General features: G+C 71.1%; 12 protein-coding genes. 9 read left to right on the top strand and 3 right to left on the bottom strand.

Features of this window, described 5'->3' with window-relative positions:
- Positions 1-91: 91 nt before the first annotated feature.
- Positions 92-829: a DUF8129 domain-containing protein gene (locus Aph01nite_RS30845; RefSeq protein ID WP_204044553.1), complete on the bottom strand. Its 738-nt coding sequence runs from the start codon at positions 827-829 to the stop codon at positions 92-94.
- Between the two features lie 99 nt (positions 830-928).
- Here Aph01nite_RS30845 and Aph01nite_RS30840 point away from each other — a divergent pair, with 99 nt between their 5' ends.
- Positions 929-1,903: a 4-hydroxy-3-methylbut-2-enyl diphosphate reductase gene (locus tag Aph01nite_RS30840; RefSeq protein ID WP_204044552.1), complete on the top strand. Its 975-nt coding sequence runs from the start codon at positions 929-931 to the stop codon at positions 1,901-1,903.
- A 6-nt stretch (positions 1,904-1,909) separates the two neighbouring features.
- Here the strand turns inward: Aph01nite_RS30840 and Aph01nite_RS30835 are convergent, their stop codons facing one another.
- Both Aph01nite_RS30835 and Aph01nite_RS30830 read right to left on the bottom strand, forming a co-directional pair.
- A complete protein-coding gene (locus Aph01nite_RS30835; protein WP_204044551.1) occupies positions 1,910-2,377 on the bottom strand; it encodes a DUF6542 domain-containing protein in 468 nt (155 codons plus the stop codon).
- 39 nt (positions 2,378-2,416) lie between these two features.
- Complete coding sequence (locus tag Aph01nite_RS30830) at positions 2,417-3,712, bottom strand: DNA recombination protein RmuC (RefSeq protein ID WP_373872347.1); 1,296 nt, start codon at positions 3,710-3,712, stop codon at positions 2,417-2,419.
- Positions 3,713-3,838: 126 nt separating this feature from the next.
- Between Aph01nite_RS30830 and Aph01nite_RS30825 the strand changes: the two genes are divergently transcribed.
- The 8 genes from Aph01nite_RS30825 to Aph01nite_RS30790 all read left to right on the top strand — a co-directional run bounded on the left by Aph01nite_RS30825 (position 3,839) and on the right by Aph01nite_RS30790 (position 16,573).
- Positions 3,839-4,321: a hypothetical protein gene (locus tag Aph01nite_RS30825; protein WP_204044549.1), complete on the top strand. Its 483-nt coding sequence runs from the start codon at positions 3,839-3,841 to the stop codon at positions 4,319-4,321.
- 11 nt (positions 4,322-4,332) lie between these two features.
- Complete coding sequence (gene ychF, locus Aph01nite_RS30820; RefSeq protein WP_204044548.1) at positions 4,333-5,409, top strand: redox-regulated ATPase YchF; 1,077 nt, start codon at positions 4,333-4,335, stop codon at positions 5,407-5,409.
- Positions 5,410-6,137: 728 nt separating this feature from the next.
- Entirely contained in the window at positions 6,138-7,823 is a 1,686-nt protein-coding gene (locus Aph01nite_RS30815) for a hypothetical protein (RefSeq protein ID WP_204044547.1), read from the top strand.
- A 342-nt stretch (positions 7,824-8,165) separates the two neighbouring features.
- Positions 8,166-9,164 (top strand): conjugal transfer protein, encoded by a 999-nt coding sequence (locus Aph01nite_RS30810; RefSeq protein ID WP_204044546.1) that lies wholly within the window; start codon positions 8,166-8,168, stop codon positions 9,162-9,164.
- Between the two features lie 50 nt (positions 9,165-9,214).
- Positions 9,215-9,529, top strand: coding sequence for a hypothetical protein (locus tag Aph01nite_RS30805; RefSeq protein WP_239162111.1), 315 nt, complete (start codon positions 9,215-9,217; stop codon positions 9,527-9,529).
- Between the two features lie 30 nt (positions 9,530-9,559).
- Positions 9,560-11,761, top strand: coding sequence for a TcpE family conjugal transfer membrane protein (locus tag Aph01nite_RS42290; protein ID WP_204044545.1), 2,202 nt, complete (start codon positions 9,560-9,562; stop codon positions 11,759-11,761).
- Complete coding sequence (locus Aph01nite_RS30795; protein WP_204044544.1) at positions 11,754-14,237, top strand: ATP-binding protein; 2,484 nt, start codon at positions 11,754-11,756, stop codon at positions 14,235-14,237. Before Aph01nite_RS42290 ends, Aph01nite_RS30795 begins: the two co-directional genes overlap by 8 nt.
- The gene (locus Aph01nite_RS30790; protein WP_239162110.1) at positions 14,234-16,573 is read left to right on the top strand and encodes a type IV secretion system protein; all 2,340 of its coding nucleotides are present in this window, start codon (positions 14,234-14,236) and stop codon (positions 16,571-16,573) included. The genes Aph01nite_RS30795 and Aph01nite_RS30790 overlap by 4 nt, the downstream gene beginning before the upstream one ends.

The raw sequence follows: 16,573 nt of genomic DNA, 5'->3' as shown, positions 1-16,573 counted from the left end.
CGGTCCCGGGCCTCTCCGCCGGAGACCGCCGGACTGCCGTTGGGCCTTTCCGCTGGAGACCGCCGGGCCGCCGGACGCTGGGCACCCGTCCCTAGACTCCGGACTCCAGTTTGGTGACGCGGTTGCGGAACATGGTGATGACCTCCGAGCGGGCGGTGGTGGCCTCCTCGTAGGCGATCAGCTGCTGGAGATCCTCGGTGGACTTGCCGCGCATGCGGGCCCGGAGGGAGGCGATGGTCAGGTCGCCGTACCCGGGGATGGGCTCCGCGGGAGCGGTCTTCCCGGCGGGCGCGACGATCTCGGGCTCGGCCATGGGCGCGGCGGTCTTCGGCTCGGCGTCCAGCTCGACCGCGGCGACCTGCGGCTCGTCCTGAACCTTGTCCTGAACCTTGGCCGCAGCCTCCGGCGCGACCTCGGCCTCGGGCTTGGTCTCCGGCTTGGTCTCCGGCTTGGCCCTCCGCTTGGGCTTCGGCTTGGTCTCCGCGACCGGCTCGGTGACGGGCTCCGGTTTGGTCTCCGCGGCTGGCTCGGTGACGGGTTCGGGGGTCGGCGTGGGTTCGGGGGAGCCGTTGGACTCCGAGGGGCGGGGGGCGAAGATGACGGGGGCGCGGCGGGTGGGCTTGTCCTCTTCGGGGGCGGCGGGCTGGGGGGCCTCCTTCTCCCGGTCGGAGCCGGCCAGGCGCTGGACGGCGGTCCGGACGCGGTCGCCGATCAGCAGGGCGTGGCCGACGCCGCTGAGGGCGCTCTGCAGCACCGCCATCGGCAGGTCCTTGGCCTTCCCCACGATCTCCTCGCGATTGTCGTACGCGTCACGGAGGGGCTTGGTCAAAGTTCGAAGGAGAGACATCGCGGCTCCTGGAAAATGTTCATATTGGATCAATTCGACGTGAGGTCAGGATGCGGCTGACACTCCACGTAGCATGAGACCATGACGTCACAGACCCCCGCGAGCATTCCTGACCGCAGACGTGTTCTGGTGGCGAAGCCACGCGGGTACTGCGCGGGCGTGGACCGCGCCGTGGAAGCTGTGGAGAAGGCGCTCGCGCAGTACGGCGCGCCGATCTACGTCCGCAAGCAGATCGTGCACAACACCCACGTCGTGCGCGTGCTCGAGGGACGCGGCGCGATTTTCGTCGACGAGACCGAGGAGGTCCCGGAAGGGGCCATCGTGGTCTTCTCGGCGCACGGGGTGGCCCCCGCCGTGCACGACGAGGCGGCCAGACGTCAGCTGCGGACCATCGACGCCACGTGCCCGCTGGTCACGAAGGTGCACAACGAGGCCAAGCGGTTCGCGGCCCAGGACTACGACATCCTGCTGATCGGCCACGAGGGCCACGAGGAGGTCGAGGGCACCGCCGGCGAGGCGCCCGACCACGTGCAGCTCGTGGACGGTCTGGACGGTGTCGGCACGGTGACCGTACGTGATCCGAAGAAGGTCGTCTGGCTCTCCCAGACCACCCTCTCGGTGGACGAGACCACCGAGACGGTGACCCGGCTCAAGGAGCGTTTCCCCGAGCTCATCGACCCGCCCAGTGACGACATCTGCTACGCGACCTCCAACCGCCAGACCGCCGTCAAGGAGATCGCCGCCCAGTCCCAGCTGGTGATCGTGGTCGGCTCGCAGAACTCCTCCAACTCCAAGCGCCTGGTCGAGGTGGCCCTCGACTACGGCGCCGACGCGGCCTACCTCGTGGACGACGAGTCCTTCGTCGAGGACGGCTGGCTGGAGGGCGTCACCACGGTCGGCCTCACCAGCGGCGCCTCGGTCCCGGAGATCCTGGTCGAGGGCGTTCTGCGCAAGCTGGAGACCCACGGGTTCTCCGACGTGGAGGAGGTCGAGTCGGTGAAGGAGCACATGCGCTTCGCCCTTCCGCACGAACTCCGCAGGGACCTGCGCGCCTAAAAGGGGTCAGTCCTCTTTGGCGGAGCCGTAGACGCGGGGCTCGAAATACCCCTCGGGCTCCGGCGCGAACGCCGGGACGGCGTCGCGGCTCTGCCGCGGCTTCGGCACCCGCTGGAGCTGGGCCTGGCGGACGACACGAAGGTTGGCGGCCAGGCCGCGCCGCCAGGCGACGCCCAGGGTGAGCGCGGAGCCGGCCAGCAGCCAGGGCGCGGCGGCGGACAGCGTGGTGAACAGGCCCAGCGCGAGCGACTGCAGGAAACTGGCGGTGCGCAGCGCGTGCACGGTCTCGATGAAGAGCGCGGCCAGGAAGAAGACCAGCGGCGGCGTGACCACCAGCGGGAGCAGGTCGCGCGGGTTGACCAGCAGGACGGCGACCGCGCACCCGACGATGAACACGGGCCCGGGGGCGATGAGCTGGCCGAGGAGTGTGATCACGAACAGCAGTGTGACGGCGCCGCGCGCGGTCAGCCTCATGGCCGCAGACCCCCCTTCCTCACGCCTCAACTTACCGTTCTACAGCGACACAGGAGGCGCGCTTACCGGCTCTTCGTCCACCAGTTCCGGCATGGCCAGCAGCCGCGGCAGCTCCTCCACCAGCTCGGGAGCGTTCATCGGCGTGTCCACCAGCCCCAGGTCGCTGAGCTTGCGCGCGCTCACCAGCACGCGGTTCTCCAGCGATCCCGCCGTCCTGTTGTACGCGGCGACGGCCTTCGACAGCGACTTGCCGAGCGCGTCCACGTTCCGCCCGAGGCCGCCGAGGCGCTCGTACAGCTCCTTGCCGAGGTCGAAGACCGCGCGGGCGTTCTCGCTCAGGGCGGCCTGCTGCCACGCGTACTGGGCGGTGCGGAGCATGGTGATCAGGGTGGTGGGGGTGGCGATGTGCACGCGCTTGCTCATCGCGTACTCCAGGAGGGCGGGGTCGCGCTCCAGGGCCGGGGCGAGGAACGCCTCGCCGGGGATGAACAGCACCATGAACTCGGGCGCGGGGCTGAACGCCTGCCAGTAGGTCTTGGCCGCGAGCCGGTCCACGTGCTCGCGCACGTGCCGGGCGTGCGCGTCCAGCCGGGGCCCGGCCAGTTCGGGATCGTGCGTCTCGGCCGCCTCCAGGTACGCGGCGAGCGACACCTTGGAGTCCACCACGATGTTCTTGCCGCCGGCCAGCCGGACGATCATGTCCGGCCGGACCACGCCCTCGGACGTGTACGCGGTGACCTGCTCGTCGAAGTCGCAGAACCGGGCCATGCCGGCGATCTCCGCCACCCGCCGGAGCTGGAGCTCCCCCCACCGGCCGCGGGCCTCCGGGCGCTGCAGGGCCCGGACCAGCGACCGCGTCTCGGCCTGGAGCTGCTCGGAGCTGTGCCGGACGAACTCCAGCTGCTGCTGCAACTCGGCGCGGGCGCCGCGGGCGCCCAGTTCGCTCTCCCGGAGCTGGTTCTGCACCCGCGACAGCGTCTCGCGCAGCGGCGCGACCATGTTCTCCATCGCCTGCCTGCGCTGGTCGAGGTCCCCGGCGGCCTCGGCCCTGCTGGTGTTCAGCCGGTTCTCGGCCAGTTCCAGGAAGCGCAGGTTGTTGAGGTCGAGGGCGCGCGCCGAGAGGGCCTGGAACCGCTCGGTGAGCTGGTTCTCGATGTAGTCGACCTTCTCCTCGGCGGCGCGCGTCCGGGCCTCCGCCTCGGCCAGGCGGGCCGCGGACTCGGCCAGCCTGGCGGCGGCCTCCTCGGCGGCGCGCCCGGATTTTCCGCGTCCGAGCGTGTATCCGACGGCCAGCCCGGCCGCCAACCCGACGGCGAGCTGGAGTGCGAGAGCCATGACGTCCACGTGGTGGATGATCCCAGTACTTTTCCTGCCGAAGGGGGAGGCGCGCTTGCGCGGCGTGCGCTGATAACTCAGAGTTTCCTTGTGATTACGTCGGGCATACGTTTCCAGGCGCTGGGTTTGACCCTCGCCGTCCTGATCGCGGCCACCACCGTGGCCGGCGTGCTGATCGTCGGCGGGCCCGGCGAGAGCCGTCCGCCGCCCCCGCCTCCGCTCCGCTGGAGCGCCGGCGCCTGCGTGCGCGAGAGCGGCTCCACCGTCGTGCTCGACGTCTGCGCCGAAGCCCCCGGCCGGGTGCTCGCCATCGCGCCGACCTGCCCGCCCGGCACCGACCTCCGCGCCGCCCTCCACCCGACCGGTACGGCATGCCTCGCCGGCCTCCCACCCGCCACGCGTCCGGGCCCCGTACCTCCGCGACGGGGGGATTGTGTGGAACGTCCGCGACGCCGTACCAGCCTGGGGGAGATCGTCAGGGTCTCCTGTGGCTCCAACCGGGCCTGGGCGAAGGTGACCGCGTTCCACACCGCGGGCGGTGGCTGCCCGAAGGGTTCCGATCACGTACTGCGCGGCGGCCCGACCAGGATCTGCCTCACCGGCCGCTAAACTCGGATTCCGTGAGTTTGAGCATCGGGATCGTCGGCCTGCCCAATGTCGGCAAGTCCACCCTTTTCAACGCGCTGACCAAGAGCGCCAACGCCCTCGCGGCGAACTACCCGTTCGCCACCATCGAGCCCAACGTCGGGATCGTGGGCGTGCCCGACGCGCGGCTCGCCCAGCTCGCCACCATCCACGACTCGGCCAGGATCCTCCCGGCCAAGGTGGAGTTCGTGGACATCGCCGGCCTGGTCAAGGGCGCCTCGGAAGGCCAGGGCCGGGGCAACCAGTTCCTCGCCAACATCCGCGAGACCGACGCCATCTGCCAGGTCATCCGGGTCTTCAACGACCCCGACGTGACTCACGTGGACGGCGACGTGGCCCCCGAGCGGGACATCGAGACGATCAACACCGAGCTCATCCTGGCCGACCTCCAGACGATCGAGAAGGCCGTGCCGCGCCTCCAGAAGGAGGCCAGGACCAACAAGGACCGCAAGGCCGCCCTGGACGCGGCCGAGACGGCCAGCAAGATCCTCGACGGCGGCACCACGCTGTACGCGTCGGGCATGGACCTGACCGACCTGCGCGAGCTTCACCTGCTCACCGCCAAGCCGTTCCTCTACGCCTTCAACCTGGACGCCGACGAACTGGTGGACGCCGACCTGCGGGCCCGGCTGTCCGCGATCGTCGCCCCCGCCGAGGCCGTCTTCCTGGACGCCAAGATCGAGTCCGAGCTGGTGGAACTCCCCGACGACGAGGCGCTGGAACTCCTCCAGTCGGTCGGCCAGGACGAGTCCGGCCTCTCCCAGCTGGCCCGCGTCGGCTTCGAGACCCTCGGCCTGCAGACCTACCTGACCGCGGGCCCGAAGGAGACCAGGGCCTGGACCATCAAGAAGGGCGCCACCGCCCCCGAAGCCGCCGGCGTCATCCACACCGACTTCCAGCGCGGCTTCATCAAGGCCGAAGTGATCTCCTTCGACGACCTCATGGAGGCGGGCTCCGTGGCCGCCGCCCGGTCCGCCGGCAAGGCCAGGATCGAGGGCAAGGACTACATCATGCGCGACGGCGACGTGGTCGAGTTCCGCTTCAACGTCTAGGAGACAGACGAACGCCTCTCGCTCCGGAACGTCACGAGCGTGTGACTTTCTGGTAAGGCGGCCTTGCTTGGGGGATGGGCCACCATGAGCGGGTGTACAAGAAGCGCCGCAGTGGCTCCCGGTCCTCGGGTAACTCCTCCGCCTCCGCTGAGGACAAGCCCGGCGCGAAAAGCCGGCCCGGCAGCCGGGAGGCGTCTCCCGAGCGGGACGGTGAGGAGCCGACCGGTCAGCGCGTCCTCGACAAGACCAAGCGAGTCCAGCGGATCACGCTCGACTCGCCGCCGGTGGACGTGCGGCCTGTCCAGACCGTCCGCATGACCACGACCGGCATGGTGACCGGCGGACGGGGCGAGGCCCGGGAACTGGGCACGGCGCGGCTACCTGCCAGTTCGAATACGAACGTCCGGGAACTGGGCGCGGCGCGATTGCCTGCCACTACGGATTCGGGCGTCCGTGAGCTGGGTTCGGGGCGTTTGCCTGTGAGTTCGGATTCGGGTGTGGCGCGCCTGCCCGTGAGGCCGGATTCGGGTGCGCGTGAGCTGGGTGCGTCGCGGTTGCCTGTGCGTTCGGATTCAGGGGTTCGTGAGCTGGGCGTCGCGCGTGTGCCCGTGAGGCCGGATTCGGAGGTGCGGGAGCTTGGCGGGGGGCGCTTGCCGGGGGCGCGAGACCAGGAGTTGGGGCGGGCGCGGTTGCGGCCGTCGCCTTTCGCGGCGCTTGATTATGTGGCTGTGCCTCGGTTTGCCGGGCCCGAACAGGAGAGCGCCTACTTCGACGGGGTCGCGACTGAGTTGCTGGGGGAGGGACAGCCGCTGTGGGTGCGGCTTGAGGGGATCAGCGGGGAGAACCGGCGGTGGCTGGCGTGCGCGCTGTACGCGTACCAGGAGAAGGCGGGGTTGACGCCGGGGGAGAGGAACCACGCGGGGGCGGTGGAGCGGCTGATAGGCCGGGCCAGTCAGCACCGAACGAATCCCGGTGAGGCGGACGCCGTTTTCGAGCGTGAGGTGCTGGAGGTGTCGGGCCTGATGAGCGCGTTGCTGTGCGCCGGGCTGTCCACGCCGTCCAGTGATCAGCAGGACACGTTGCGCGGGTACTACCGCATGCCCGAGGTGGGGCGGCAGGTCGAGCGGCCGCTCGATGAGGGGATTCTGCGGGACGTTCTGGTGCCCGCGCTCGAAGCGGCGGTGGCGGAGCAGGCCCGCTTCTGGATTCACGCGGAGGGCGAGGAGCCCGTCTATGAGCCGATCGAACGGGTCAGGGTGGTCGCCGCGTACCTGCAGACGTGGATCGGCGAGAACGTGCCATTCGCCCGGGCGAACCCAGAAGGTCCCTACTACCAGGGCTTCCGCTACGGCGAGCGAGTGCGCAGCACCCTGGAGAAGACCGACAACCGGGAGATCAGGCTCGGCTACCTCATGAACCGCGCGGAAGTCGTCGGCATGGCCAGACCGAAGCCCGCCCAACTCGTCGGCACACCGGAACCCCAGAGCCCAGAGCCCCAAGGCTTGGAATCCACGGGCTCGGAACTGAGAGGCTTGGAATCCAGAGGCCCGGAACTCAGAGGCCCGGAACCGAGAGGCTCGGAGCTCAGAGGCTTGGAATCCGAGGGCCGGGAAGCCGAAAGCCCAGAGCCCAGAGGCCGGGAACCGCGAGGCCCGGAACCCAAGGGCCGGGGACCGGAAAGCCCGGAACCCAGGGGCCCGGACCGCAGAGGCCCGGAAGCCGGCCCGGAAATAGCCGGCACGGCGGAGACAACTCTGGAGGTCGCCGCGGAGGACGTGACACTGGAGGTTGTCACTCCGGAGGTCGTGGGGACGCCGGAGTCCGCGGACGCGCCGTTCGTCCGAGCCGGCTATGTGGGCAGCAACCCGGAACACGTCGCGGCCCTGCGGCGCATTCTGGGCGAGTGGCTCGACGCCGACACCGAGCGCGCGAACCGGATCGGCGCGCTCTATCTCCGTACGGCCTCGCACGGCACCGAGGAGGGAATGATCTCCCTCCAGCCGTTCGCCCCCACCCGGGCATGGTCGGGCGAGCTGCCTGCGGACCAGGTCAGGGCGTTCTGGCGCTGGCGCACCCTGAACACGATGGTGCACGAGTTCATGCACCGCCTCACGCACCCGGCCTTCGCCGCCAAGGCGGCCACGATCGGGCACTCGCAGATCATCGCCGAGGGCATCGTCGAGCTGGTCGCCCATCGGATCTTCCTGAGCCTCGTCCGGGAGAGTTTCAAGTCGCCCGAGGTCAGGCTGAGCCTGCTGGGCGACATCCCCGCGGACAGCAGACCGGACAAGGGGACGTTGCGCGTCGGCTACGGGACGGCCGGGGTCAGGGCCGCGCAGATCAGCGAGACCGTCGGCATGGACAACGTCCACGCCGCCTTCTTCCTCGGCCGCACCGACCTGATCGGCCTCTGACGGGCAACGGGGAGCTGCCCCCGGGCGGGGCCGATATCCTGCGCGGGGAGCGAAACCCAGGTAGGAGTCTTCGTACGGTTTGGATAGCTCTCGCTGACCGGTTGGTAATAGTACGGGTCGCTGGCCTGCAAAGACGCCGTTTCGTGGTCGTACCTGCCGGTACGGCCACTCTCTGTCTCATGCAGACTCGGTTTGGCCGGTTACTTAGATGCGCACAGCATGGGCGTGGCTTTCCTGGAACAATTGGCGGGACCGCTAGGGTGAATACTTCAACGTGGATAACCGGATCGAGAGTAAGAAGACACCGCGCCAGCCGGGGGGATCGGCGCGAGCGGAGGCGTGATGGCTCGCAGGTCAACCGTCCAGCAGGATCCTCGGATCGCTGGCGACCCCGAGTCGTACCCGTTGCCTGATCTCGACTCGGCGCCGGTGCGGCGCAGGGGATGGAGCGGCGGCGGGGGCCGCTGGCTCGTCTGGGTCGGCCGGGCGGTCCTCTGGGCGCTCATCGTCGTGATCGTGGTCAACGGGGTGCGGGCGCCGTTCGAACGGTTCACCCAGGGCCAGAACGCCGCGGCCCCGACCGCGCCCGCAGACTCCGGATATCCGGTCCAGGAGGCCGCCGGATTCGCGAGCCAATTCGCCGCGGTCTATTTGAATTTCGACGCGACCAATCCCGACCAGCGCGACGAAAGGCTTACCGCATTTCTCGCCCAGGGCGTCGAGCGCCGTTTCGGCTGGAATGGCTACGGCCGGATGTCGGCCGGCGCGATTCAATTCCAGAGCATCGACGTGGCCGACGACAACGAGAATGCCATCGTCGTGGTGAGTTTCCAGTCGGGCAGCAAACGATGGCTGCTGTCGGTGCCCGTCTACCACTCCGGCGACCGTTTCGTGGTCTCCGGGCGGCCGGCGCTGCTGCCCGCCCCCGCCGTCGCCGACCTGCCCGCGATCGCCGACCCCGACCGGGACAACGGCCTGGAGGACCAGCTCCGGCCGACCCTGGAGGGCTTCTTCAAGGCGTACGCGTCGGGCAACTCGGCGGAGCTGCGGCTCTACGCCACGGACGGCGCGACCATCGACGGGCTCGGCGGCTCGTTCACGCTGGCCCAGCTCACCGATGTGATCGTTCCGGTGGGCGGGGAGTCGAGCAGGACCGTCACGGCGGTCGTGGTGTGGGCGGTCCCGGCGGGCGCCGCCGCGGTCCAGCCGACCACCGACCCGGCGGCTGATCCGGCCGCGCAACCGGCCGGCCTGGAGCAGGCCTACCAGCTCTCCATGGAGAGGCAGGGCGAGAAGTGGCTCGTCGGGCGGATCCAGGGCGCGGGCCGGTCCGTGGGGTAACACATGGCCGACCGTGATGTCGCTGATCCACACCCCCGGGAGGGCGAAAAATGATTGTGCACACGATTCTTGAGACCGCCGCGTCGAGTCAGCTCGGCGGCGCCGAACTCATTGCGTTCACGCCGACCCCGGCGCCGAACCAGGGCATCAACACCGAGGGGCTGGCCGATTTCCTGCGCCGCTTCTTCGGGCCTTTGTTCCTGGTGATCGTCTCGGTGGTCGCGCTCTTCTTCCTCTTCACCAGGGAGATCACGCGATTCGTCCAGTTCATCATTCTGGCCATCGCGATCGGTGTGATCTTCTACGTGCCGAACATCATCGAGGTGACGGCGAAGGCCATCGCGGGGGCGCTTGGCATCCAGTGATCCTGGGCACGCTGGGAGAGGAGGAATCGGGTGGACCTGCCTACATACACCAATATTTGGCGAATTGAGAAGCGGCTCTACAAGCTGTACGACCTACGGCTGCCCACGCCGCTGCCCATCGTCTGGATCGGTGTCTTCATCGGCGTGAGCGCGCCCTGGTGGGTCTTCCTGCAGCTTGTCGGCCTGGAGTTCGACGCTCCCTGGCACGTCATCTACCTCGTTCCGCCGGGCGTCGTGACCTGGCTGTCCACCCGGCCGGTGATCGAGGGCAAACGCCTCACCGAACTGCTCCAGTCGCAGAGCCGCTACCTGTCCGAGCCGCGTACCTGGTGCCGGCTGGCGCCGGTTTCTGAACCGGACGAGGTGGTCTTCCACGGCCGCGTCTGGCGGGCGTCCCGCCGTCCGGCCTCGCGCCGCGCCCGGCAGGCCCAGCCCGTGCTGGCCAGTGCCCGCGCCGCGGCCGCCGCGAAGGTGTCGGTCAAGCTCCCGCAGCCGGCGTCCAAGTCCCCCGAGCCGCCGCGCCGCCGCGTCCCCGGAACGATCCGCCCCGCCGTGGCCGCTGCCGCCGCCGCGATCCCCGCCGACCCCACCCCGGCCGCGCCGGTCGCCGAACCGACCGTCCGCCCCTCCTGGGGTACGGCTTCCGCCAAGGCCCCGGCCATCCCGGTCTTCGTCCAGCCCGAGCCCAAACGGCCCGAGCCGAAGCAGCCCGCCGAATACACCCTGCCCGAGCCCGGACGGCCCGAGCGCGGGCAGCCCGTCGAATACGCCCGGCCCGAGCCCAGGCAGCCCGTCGAATACGCCCGGCCCGAGCCCAGGCAGCCCGTCGAATACGCCCGGCCCGAGCGCGGGCTTCCCGTCGAGCGGATCCGGCCCGAACCGAAGACCGAGCCGGGCGGGCCCAAGCCCGGACCGACGCCTGAACCAGAGCCCGAACCCCGGCCTGAGCCGACGCCTGAGCCCAAGGTCGCGCAGCCGGTCGCCGAGGCGCCCGCGCCGCCGATCGGTCCCGACGCGCTGCGCCGCCTGCGCCGCCTGGCCGCCGCCTCGACCGAGACCGAGTCGAGGAGCGGAGCCGCCACCCCGCCGCAGACGCTCACCCCGCAGAAGATGCCCCCGGTGCCCCAGCGCCCGATCCCGGAACCGGCCACCCCGCCGGACCGGGCCAGGGAGCAGCACCGCCGCGGCCAGCCGCCCCGGCCACCGGCCCCCGAGCGGCGGGAACCCGCCCGCCAGCTCTCCATCCGGGCCGTGCCCGCGCTGTCCGGCCAGCCCGCCGCCCCCGTGCCCATCCCTCGCCCCGAGGCCAAGAAGTCCGTGGAGGAGCCCAAGGTCCGCCGGGTGGAGTCGGTGAGCCGGGACCCCAGCGGCGGCTGGCGGCGGATCGCCCAGGTCGTGGTGGGCAGCGGCGGAGGCCGTACCGACGGGATCGAGAACGACGAGGCGCGGGTGCGCACGCCGATCACCGGCAGTCGCCGGGTGGTCGTGCTGGGCTGCACCGGCGGCGCCGGGCAGAGCACGACCACGCTGCTGCTCGGCCACACCCTGGCCAGGCACCGCGACGACGGCGTGCTCGCGGTGGACGCCAACACCGGCGACCACACCCTGACGGCCAGGATCAGGCCCGAGTCGCCGGAGACGCTCAGCTCCTTCCTGGCCGTGCTCGACCAGGTGGGCACGCATGTCGGCGCGTACACCAGCCGGTGCGAGTCGGGTCTGGACGTGCTGGCCGCCGACACCGACGAGGGCGCGGAGCAGCGCATCTCGGACCGGGCGGCCTTCTCCGACCAGCGGATCGCGCGGGCCATGCGGCTGCTGGACCAGCAGTACCGGGTGATCCTGATGGACCCGGCGGCGGCGCTGGCCGCGCGGCTGCTGCCGTACGCCGACCAGCTGGTGCTGGTGGCGCCGGCCAGCGCGGACGCGCCGGACGCGGTGGCCATGACGTACGAGTGGCTGGACGGCCACGGCTGCGCGGACCTGCGGCGGCGGGCGGTCATGGTGGTCAACGGGGTGAGCCGGCGCAGCCTGGCGGACGTCGAGCGGGCCGAGGCGGTGGCGCGCGGCCGATGCCGGGCCATCGTCCGGGTGCCGTGGGAGGACGAGCTGGCCGAAACCGGGCCGGTGGATCTCGGCGATCTCCGCGCGGGCGGACGCCGGGCGTACGTGGCGCTTGCCGGAGTGGTCGCGAGCGGGCTGACCACAGCGAGAGGGGAGAGCATCGTTGGCTAGGGCGTCCCGGGCGCGGAGCCGTCTGGCGGTGCGGTATTTCGACGACCGCGTGCTCCTCACCGATTCGGCCGCGTGGGCCTACTTCCGGCTGCCGACGGTCAGCTACGAGTTCATCACGCCCGAGGAGCGCGAGGCGCTGGCCAACAACGTGACGATCGCGCTGGCCGCCATCCGGATGCAGGACGCCGAGGTGCACCTGCGGGTCGCGCACCGCACGTACCCGGCGGCCGAGTGGGCGATGGCCCTCAACGCCACCTCGGACGAGGGCGCGGGCTGGCGCGACTACCTGGAGGAGATGTACCGGCACGTCTGGGCGAAGGACTTCTGGTCCAAGGAGGTCTACCTGGGAGTGCGGCTGGGCCCGCGCGGGGCCCAGCTCGGCACCGGCGTGCTGGCCCAGCTGTTCGGCTTCTACCAGCGTTCGGAGAAGTCCCTCGGGCTTGAGGACGACCACGTGCCCGAGCGCGAGGTCGCGAAGTGGACCGAGTCGGCGGAACGGCTCGGCCGCGCCCTCGCCTCCAGCGCCCTGTACGCCAGGCACGCCACCTCGGTCGAGATCGCCTGGCTGTTCCAGCACGCCGCCTCCGGAGCGCTCGGCGACCCCCCGCCGTCGGCCAGCCCGCGCAGGCGCTGGGGCCGCGGCGAGATCGAGGCCCTGGTCGAGGGCCAGATCCACAACGGCAGGTCGCTGCTGCGGATCGAGCAGCCGAGCGGCGACTCCTACACCGCGCACCTGTCCTTCGCGCGTTTCCCCGACCTGATGCCCTTCCCCGACGGCGAGCCGTGGATGCACTTCGGCGACCAGCTGCCCTTCCCGGTGGAGATCTCCAGCCGGATGCGGCTGATCCCGCCGGTCCGGGCCAGCAAGGACGTGGCCCGCAAGCTGGCGCACGCCCGCGACATGGACATCCACATCCGGGAGGCGGGCGCGGAGGCTCCGCTGGCGCTGGCCGAGCAGATCGACGCCGCCCGCATGCTGGAGCACGGCATCACCAAGGAACGCCTGCCCTTCGTGTACGGCTGGCACCGGATGAGCGTCAGCGCCCCCACCGAGGAGATGTGCGTCCAGCGGGTCGAGGCGGTCATCGAGCACTACCGCGACCTGGGCATCGACGTGGTCAACTCGACCGGCGACCAGTTCTCGCTGTTCTGCGAGGCGCTGCCGGGGGAGAAGGTCAGGGTCAACGCGTACGCGCAGCGGCAGCCGCTGCGGACGATCGCGGGCGGGATGGCGCACGCCACCGTGGACCTGGGCGACCGGGTGGACGACGGCAAGGCCGGATGGCTCGGGCCGTACATCGGGGAGACGCTGGGGCGGGCGCGCAGCATCGTGCACTTCGACCCGCTGGTGGCGGCGACCAGGAACCGGCCGACGGCGATCGCGATCACCGGCGAGCCGGGCGGTGGCAAGACCACGCTGGCGCTGCTGCTGATCTACCAGATGGCGCTGCGCGGCGTCACGGTGGCCGTGATCGACCCGAAGGGCGACGCGTCGTCGCTGGTGGAGCTGCTGCACCAGCGGGGGCGGCGGGCCAGGACGATCCCGCTCATGTCGGCCGCGCCGGGCCTGCTGGACCCGTTCTCGTTCGGCGACGACCTGGCGGCCAAGAAGACGATGGCCACCGAGACGCTGCGGCTGCTGCTGCCGCGCATGTCGGAGGAGCGCGAGTCGGCCATGATCCAGGCGGTCGCGGCGGTCGCCGGCCAGCCGGACCCCTCGCTCGGCAAGGTGGTGGACCACCTGGAGCGGACCGAGGACGCGGCCTCCAAGAACCTGGGCGCGGTGCTGCGCTCGATGTCGGACATGCACCTGGCGCGGCTCTGCTTCGACCGTTCCGGCGGCGAGCAGATCGACACCGAGGGCTGGACCACGGTGTTCACGCTGGGCGGCCTGACCCTGCCGGACGTGGCGACCGGCCGCGACGACTACTCCTACGAGCAGCGGCTGTCGGTGGCGCTGCTCTACCTGGTCTCGCAGTTCGCGCGGCGGCTGATGAACGGCCTGGACCGCCGTACGCCGAAGGTGATCTTCCTGGACGAGGCGTGGGCGATCACCTCGACGCCCGAGGGCGCGAAGCTGGTGCCCGAGGTGTCCCGGATGGGCCGTTCCCGCAACACGGCCCTCGTCCTGGTCTCACAGAACGCGGGCGACCTGCTGAACGAGCAGGTCACCAACTGTCTCTCCTCCGTGTTCGCGTTCCGCTCGACCGAGCGGGTGGAGGTCGAGCACGTGCTGGAGCTGCTGGGTGTCGACGCGTCGGACGAGCACAAGGGTGTGCTGCGCTCGCTCGGCAACGGCGAGTGCATCTTCCGCGACCTGGACGGCCGGGCCGGCCGGATCGGCGTGGACCTGATCTCGCCGGAGTTGCTGCGCTGGCTTGATACGAATCCGACACACGACAAACCCAGCGAGAGCATGCATGATCTGCAAGGGGGATCCAGCCGGTCGGGGGTCGCGCAGGAGGTGCGGTCGTGAGGTTTGTCCGCCGGTTAGCGCTGGTGCTGGTGGCCGTGGTCACCGTTCTCAGTCTTCCGTTGGTCTTCGCATCCAGTACGGCCAGCGCCGACGGGATCTGTGACCTGTCCTCGTCGCTGGCCCCGGAGATGGTCGGCGGCGGCGTCGACGGCCTGGTCAAGCCGCCTCCGCCCGACACCGGGGACACCGGCGCGGCGGCGGGCGCGGGCGTCGGCGCGGGCGCCCCGGTCGAGGTCGCCCCCGACCCCGAGCTCACCAACTACGCCAGGTACGGCATGGCAGGCCAGTTCTGGCACACCTACGACCTGGGCTGCTCCGACGTGGCGGCCGTGCTCGGCAACGCCTGGGCCAGCACGATCTTCTCCTGGGCCAAGGCGGTCGACCGGCTCACCATCACCACGTACGAGGCGGCGGCCACCGAAGGCCCGCTGCTGCCCATCAAGAACGTGGTCGACGACATGGTGGTCAACCTGGCCGACGCCATGTACTGGCCGTTCCTGCGGCCCATCGTGATCATCGCCGCCATCTGGCTGGCCTGGTACGGCCTGCTCCGCAAACGCGCCACGACCACCACCGAGGGCGTCATCTGGATGGTCCTGGCGGTCACGGTGGCCACCTGGTTCTTCAGCCGCCCGCAGGACCTGACCGGCGTCGGCAAGACCATCACCGACAAGACCGGCGAGATCGTCAACTCGGCCTTCTCCGGCCTGCCCGGCGCGGGCGGCGCGTCCTGCCTGCCGCCGAAGGGCGCCGAGAACGCCCGCCCCGAGGGCGGCGGTTACGGCCAGCCCGGCACGCCCGGCGTGGCCCAGAACGCGGACGCGCTCTGGTCGACGCTGGTCTGCAAGCCGTGGCTGATGGGCGAGTTCGGCACCGCCGACGCGAACGCCCCGATCGTGGCGACCTTCGCGCCGAAGCTGCTGGACATCCAGGCCATCGACGTGGCCGAGCAGCAGGGCGCCCAGACACCCGGCAGCGACATCCACCAGAAGCGCTTCGAGGAGGAGGTCGCCAAGCCCCTGGAGGGCACCCCGGCGTTCTTCCTGTTCCAGGGCAAGGACTGGACGAGCCGCCTGGGCGTGGCCATCGGCGCGTTCATCGCCGCCATGGTGGCCGGCGTACTGATCTTCCTGGTCTCGGTCTCGCTGCTGGTCCTCAAGATCGGCTTCCTGCTGCTGCTCATCCTCGGCCCGGTGTTCCTGCTGATCGGCGTGCACCCCGGCGCCGGCCGGATCATCGCGATGCGCTGGGTGGAGATGCTCGTCGGCACTCTGCTCAGGCAGGCGGTGCTGGCCCTCGTGCTGGGCGTCCTGGTGTACGGCTACGCGCTGATCATCTCGACGCCGCTGCCGTGGGGCATGCAGATCATGTTCATGGCGCTGCTGACACTGGCCGTGTTCTTCTACCGGCGACCGTTCCAGCACCTGTTCGCCTCGATGAGCGGGCACACGTTCACCACCCGCATGCTGGGCGAGGCGGCCAGTTCGCCGATCCTGCAGCGCTCCAGCGTGGTGCTGCCGCCGGTGGCGTCGGCCAGGATCGGGCGGTGGGGGCTGCGCAAGGCGGAGCCCATCGTCGGGGCCGCGTCCATGGCGGCCGGAGCCGGGGCCGGAGCGGCCGCCGCGTCGACGGTGGCGCAGGGCCGGGTGCGCGGCGAGGAGAAGGCGGCCGGGGCCACCGGGGTCCGGGCGACCGGCCAGCCCGCGCCGCTGGAGACGGATCCGCGCAAGAAGGGCGGCGCCGTGCCGGCGCCGCGTCCGGGTAGCGCGCCGCCGCTCAACCTGCGTCCGCCCGCCGGCGGCAGACCGGGGACGACCGGTCCGCGACGGCCGGGCGGGCCCGTGCCGTCCTCGACCGGCAGCGTGCCCAGCTCGGGTGGTTCGTCCGGAGGCTCCTCCTCCGGCGGGTGGTTCGGCGGCCGGTCCGGCGGCTGGGCCTCCCGGCCGTCCGCGGCCTCCCGCGGCGGAAGCCGCTCGTCCGGCCTGTTCGGCGGCGGCGGTTCCGGCGGCGGGTCCGGCGGTGGTTCGTCGCGCGGGTCCTCCCGGGGCTCGTCGGGCGGCGGATTCTTCGGCGGCGGCAGCCTGTTCGGTGGCGGCGGAGGTGGCGGGGGCGGCCGGCGGTCGTCCCGGTCGGAGACCCCGCGTGCCGAGCGGCGGTCCGAACCCAGTAGGTCCGCGCACACTGAGACCCCCAGATCCCAGCCGCCTCGCTCCGAGGCCCCCCGGCAGTCGCGCTCCGAAGCGCCGCCGCTGTGGCTGCCGAGCCGGGCCAAGAGCGCCCGCGGCGGCGACAACGCGCCGTTCTGGTTGAGGCCCCCCGACCGCGACAAGGACTGA

This window comes from Acrocarpospora phusangensis (assembly GCF_016862995.1).
Lineage (GTDB): Bacteria > Actinomycetota > Actinomycetes > Streptosporangiales > Streptosporangiaceae > Acrocarpospora > Acrocarpospora phusangensis.
Note: the sequence above shows the minus strand (reverse complement) of the source record. Positions and strands in the feature narration are given on the sequence as shown.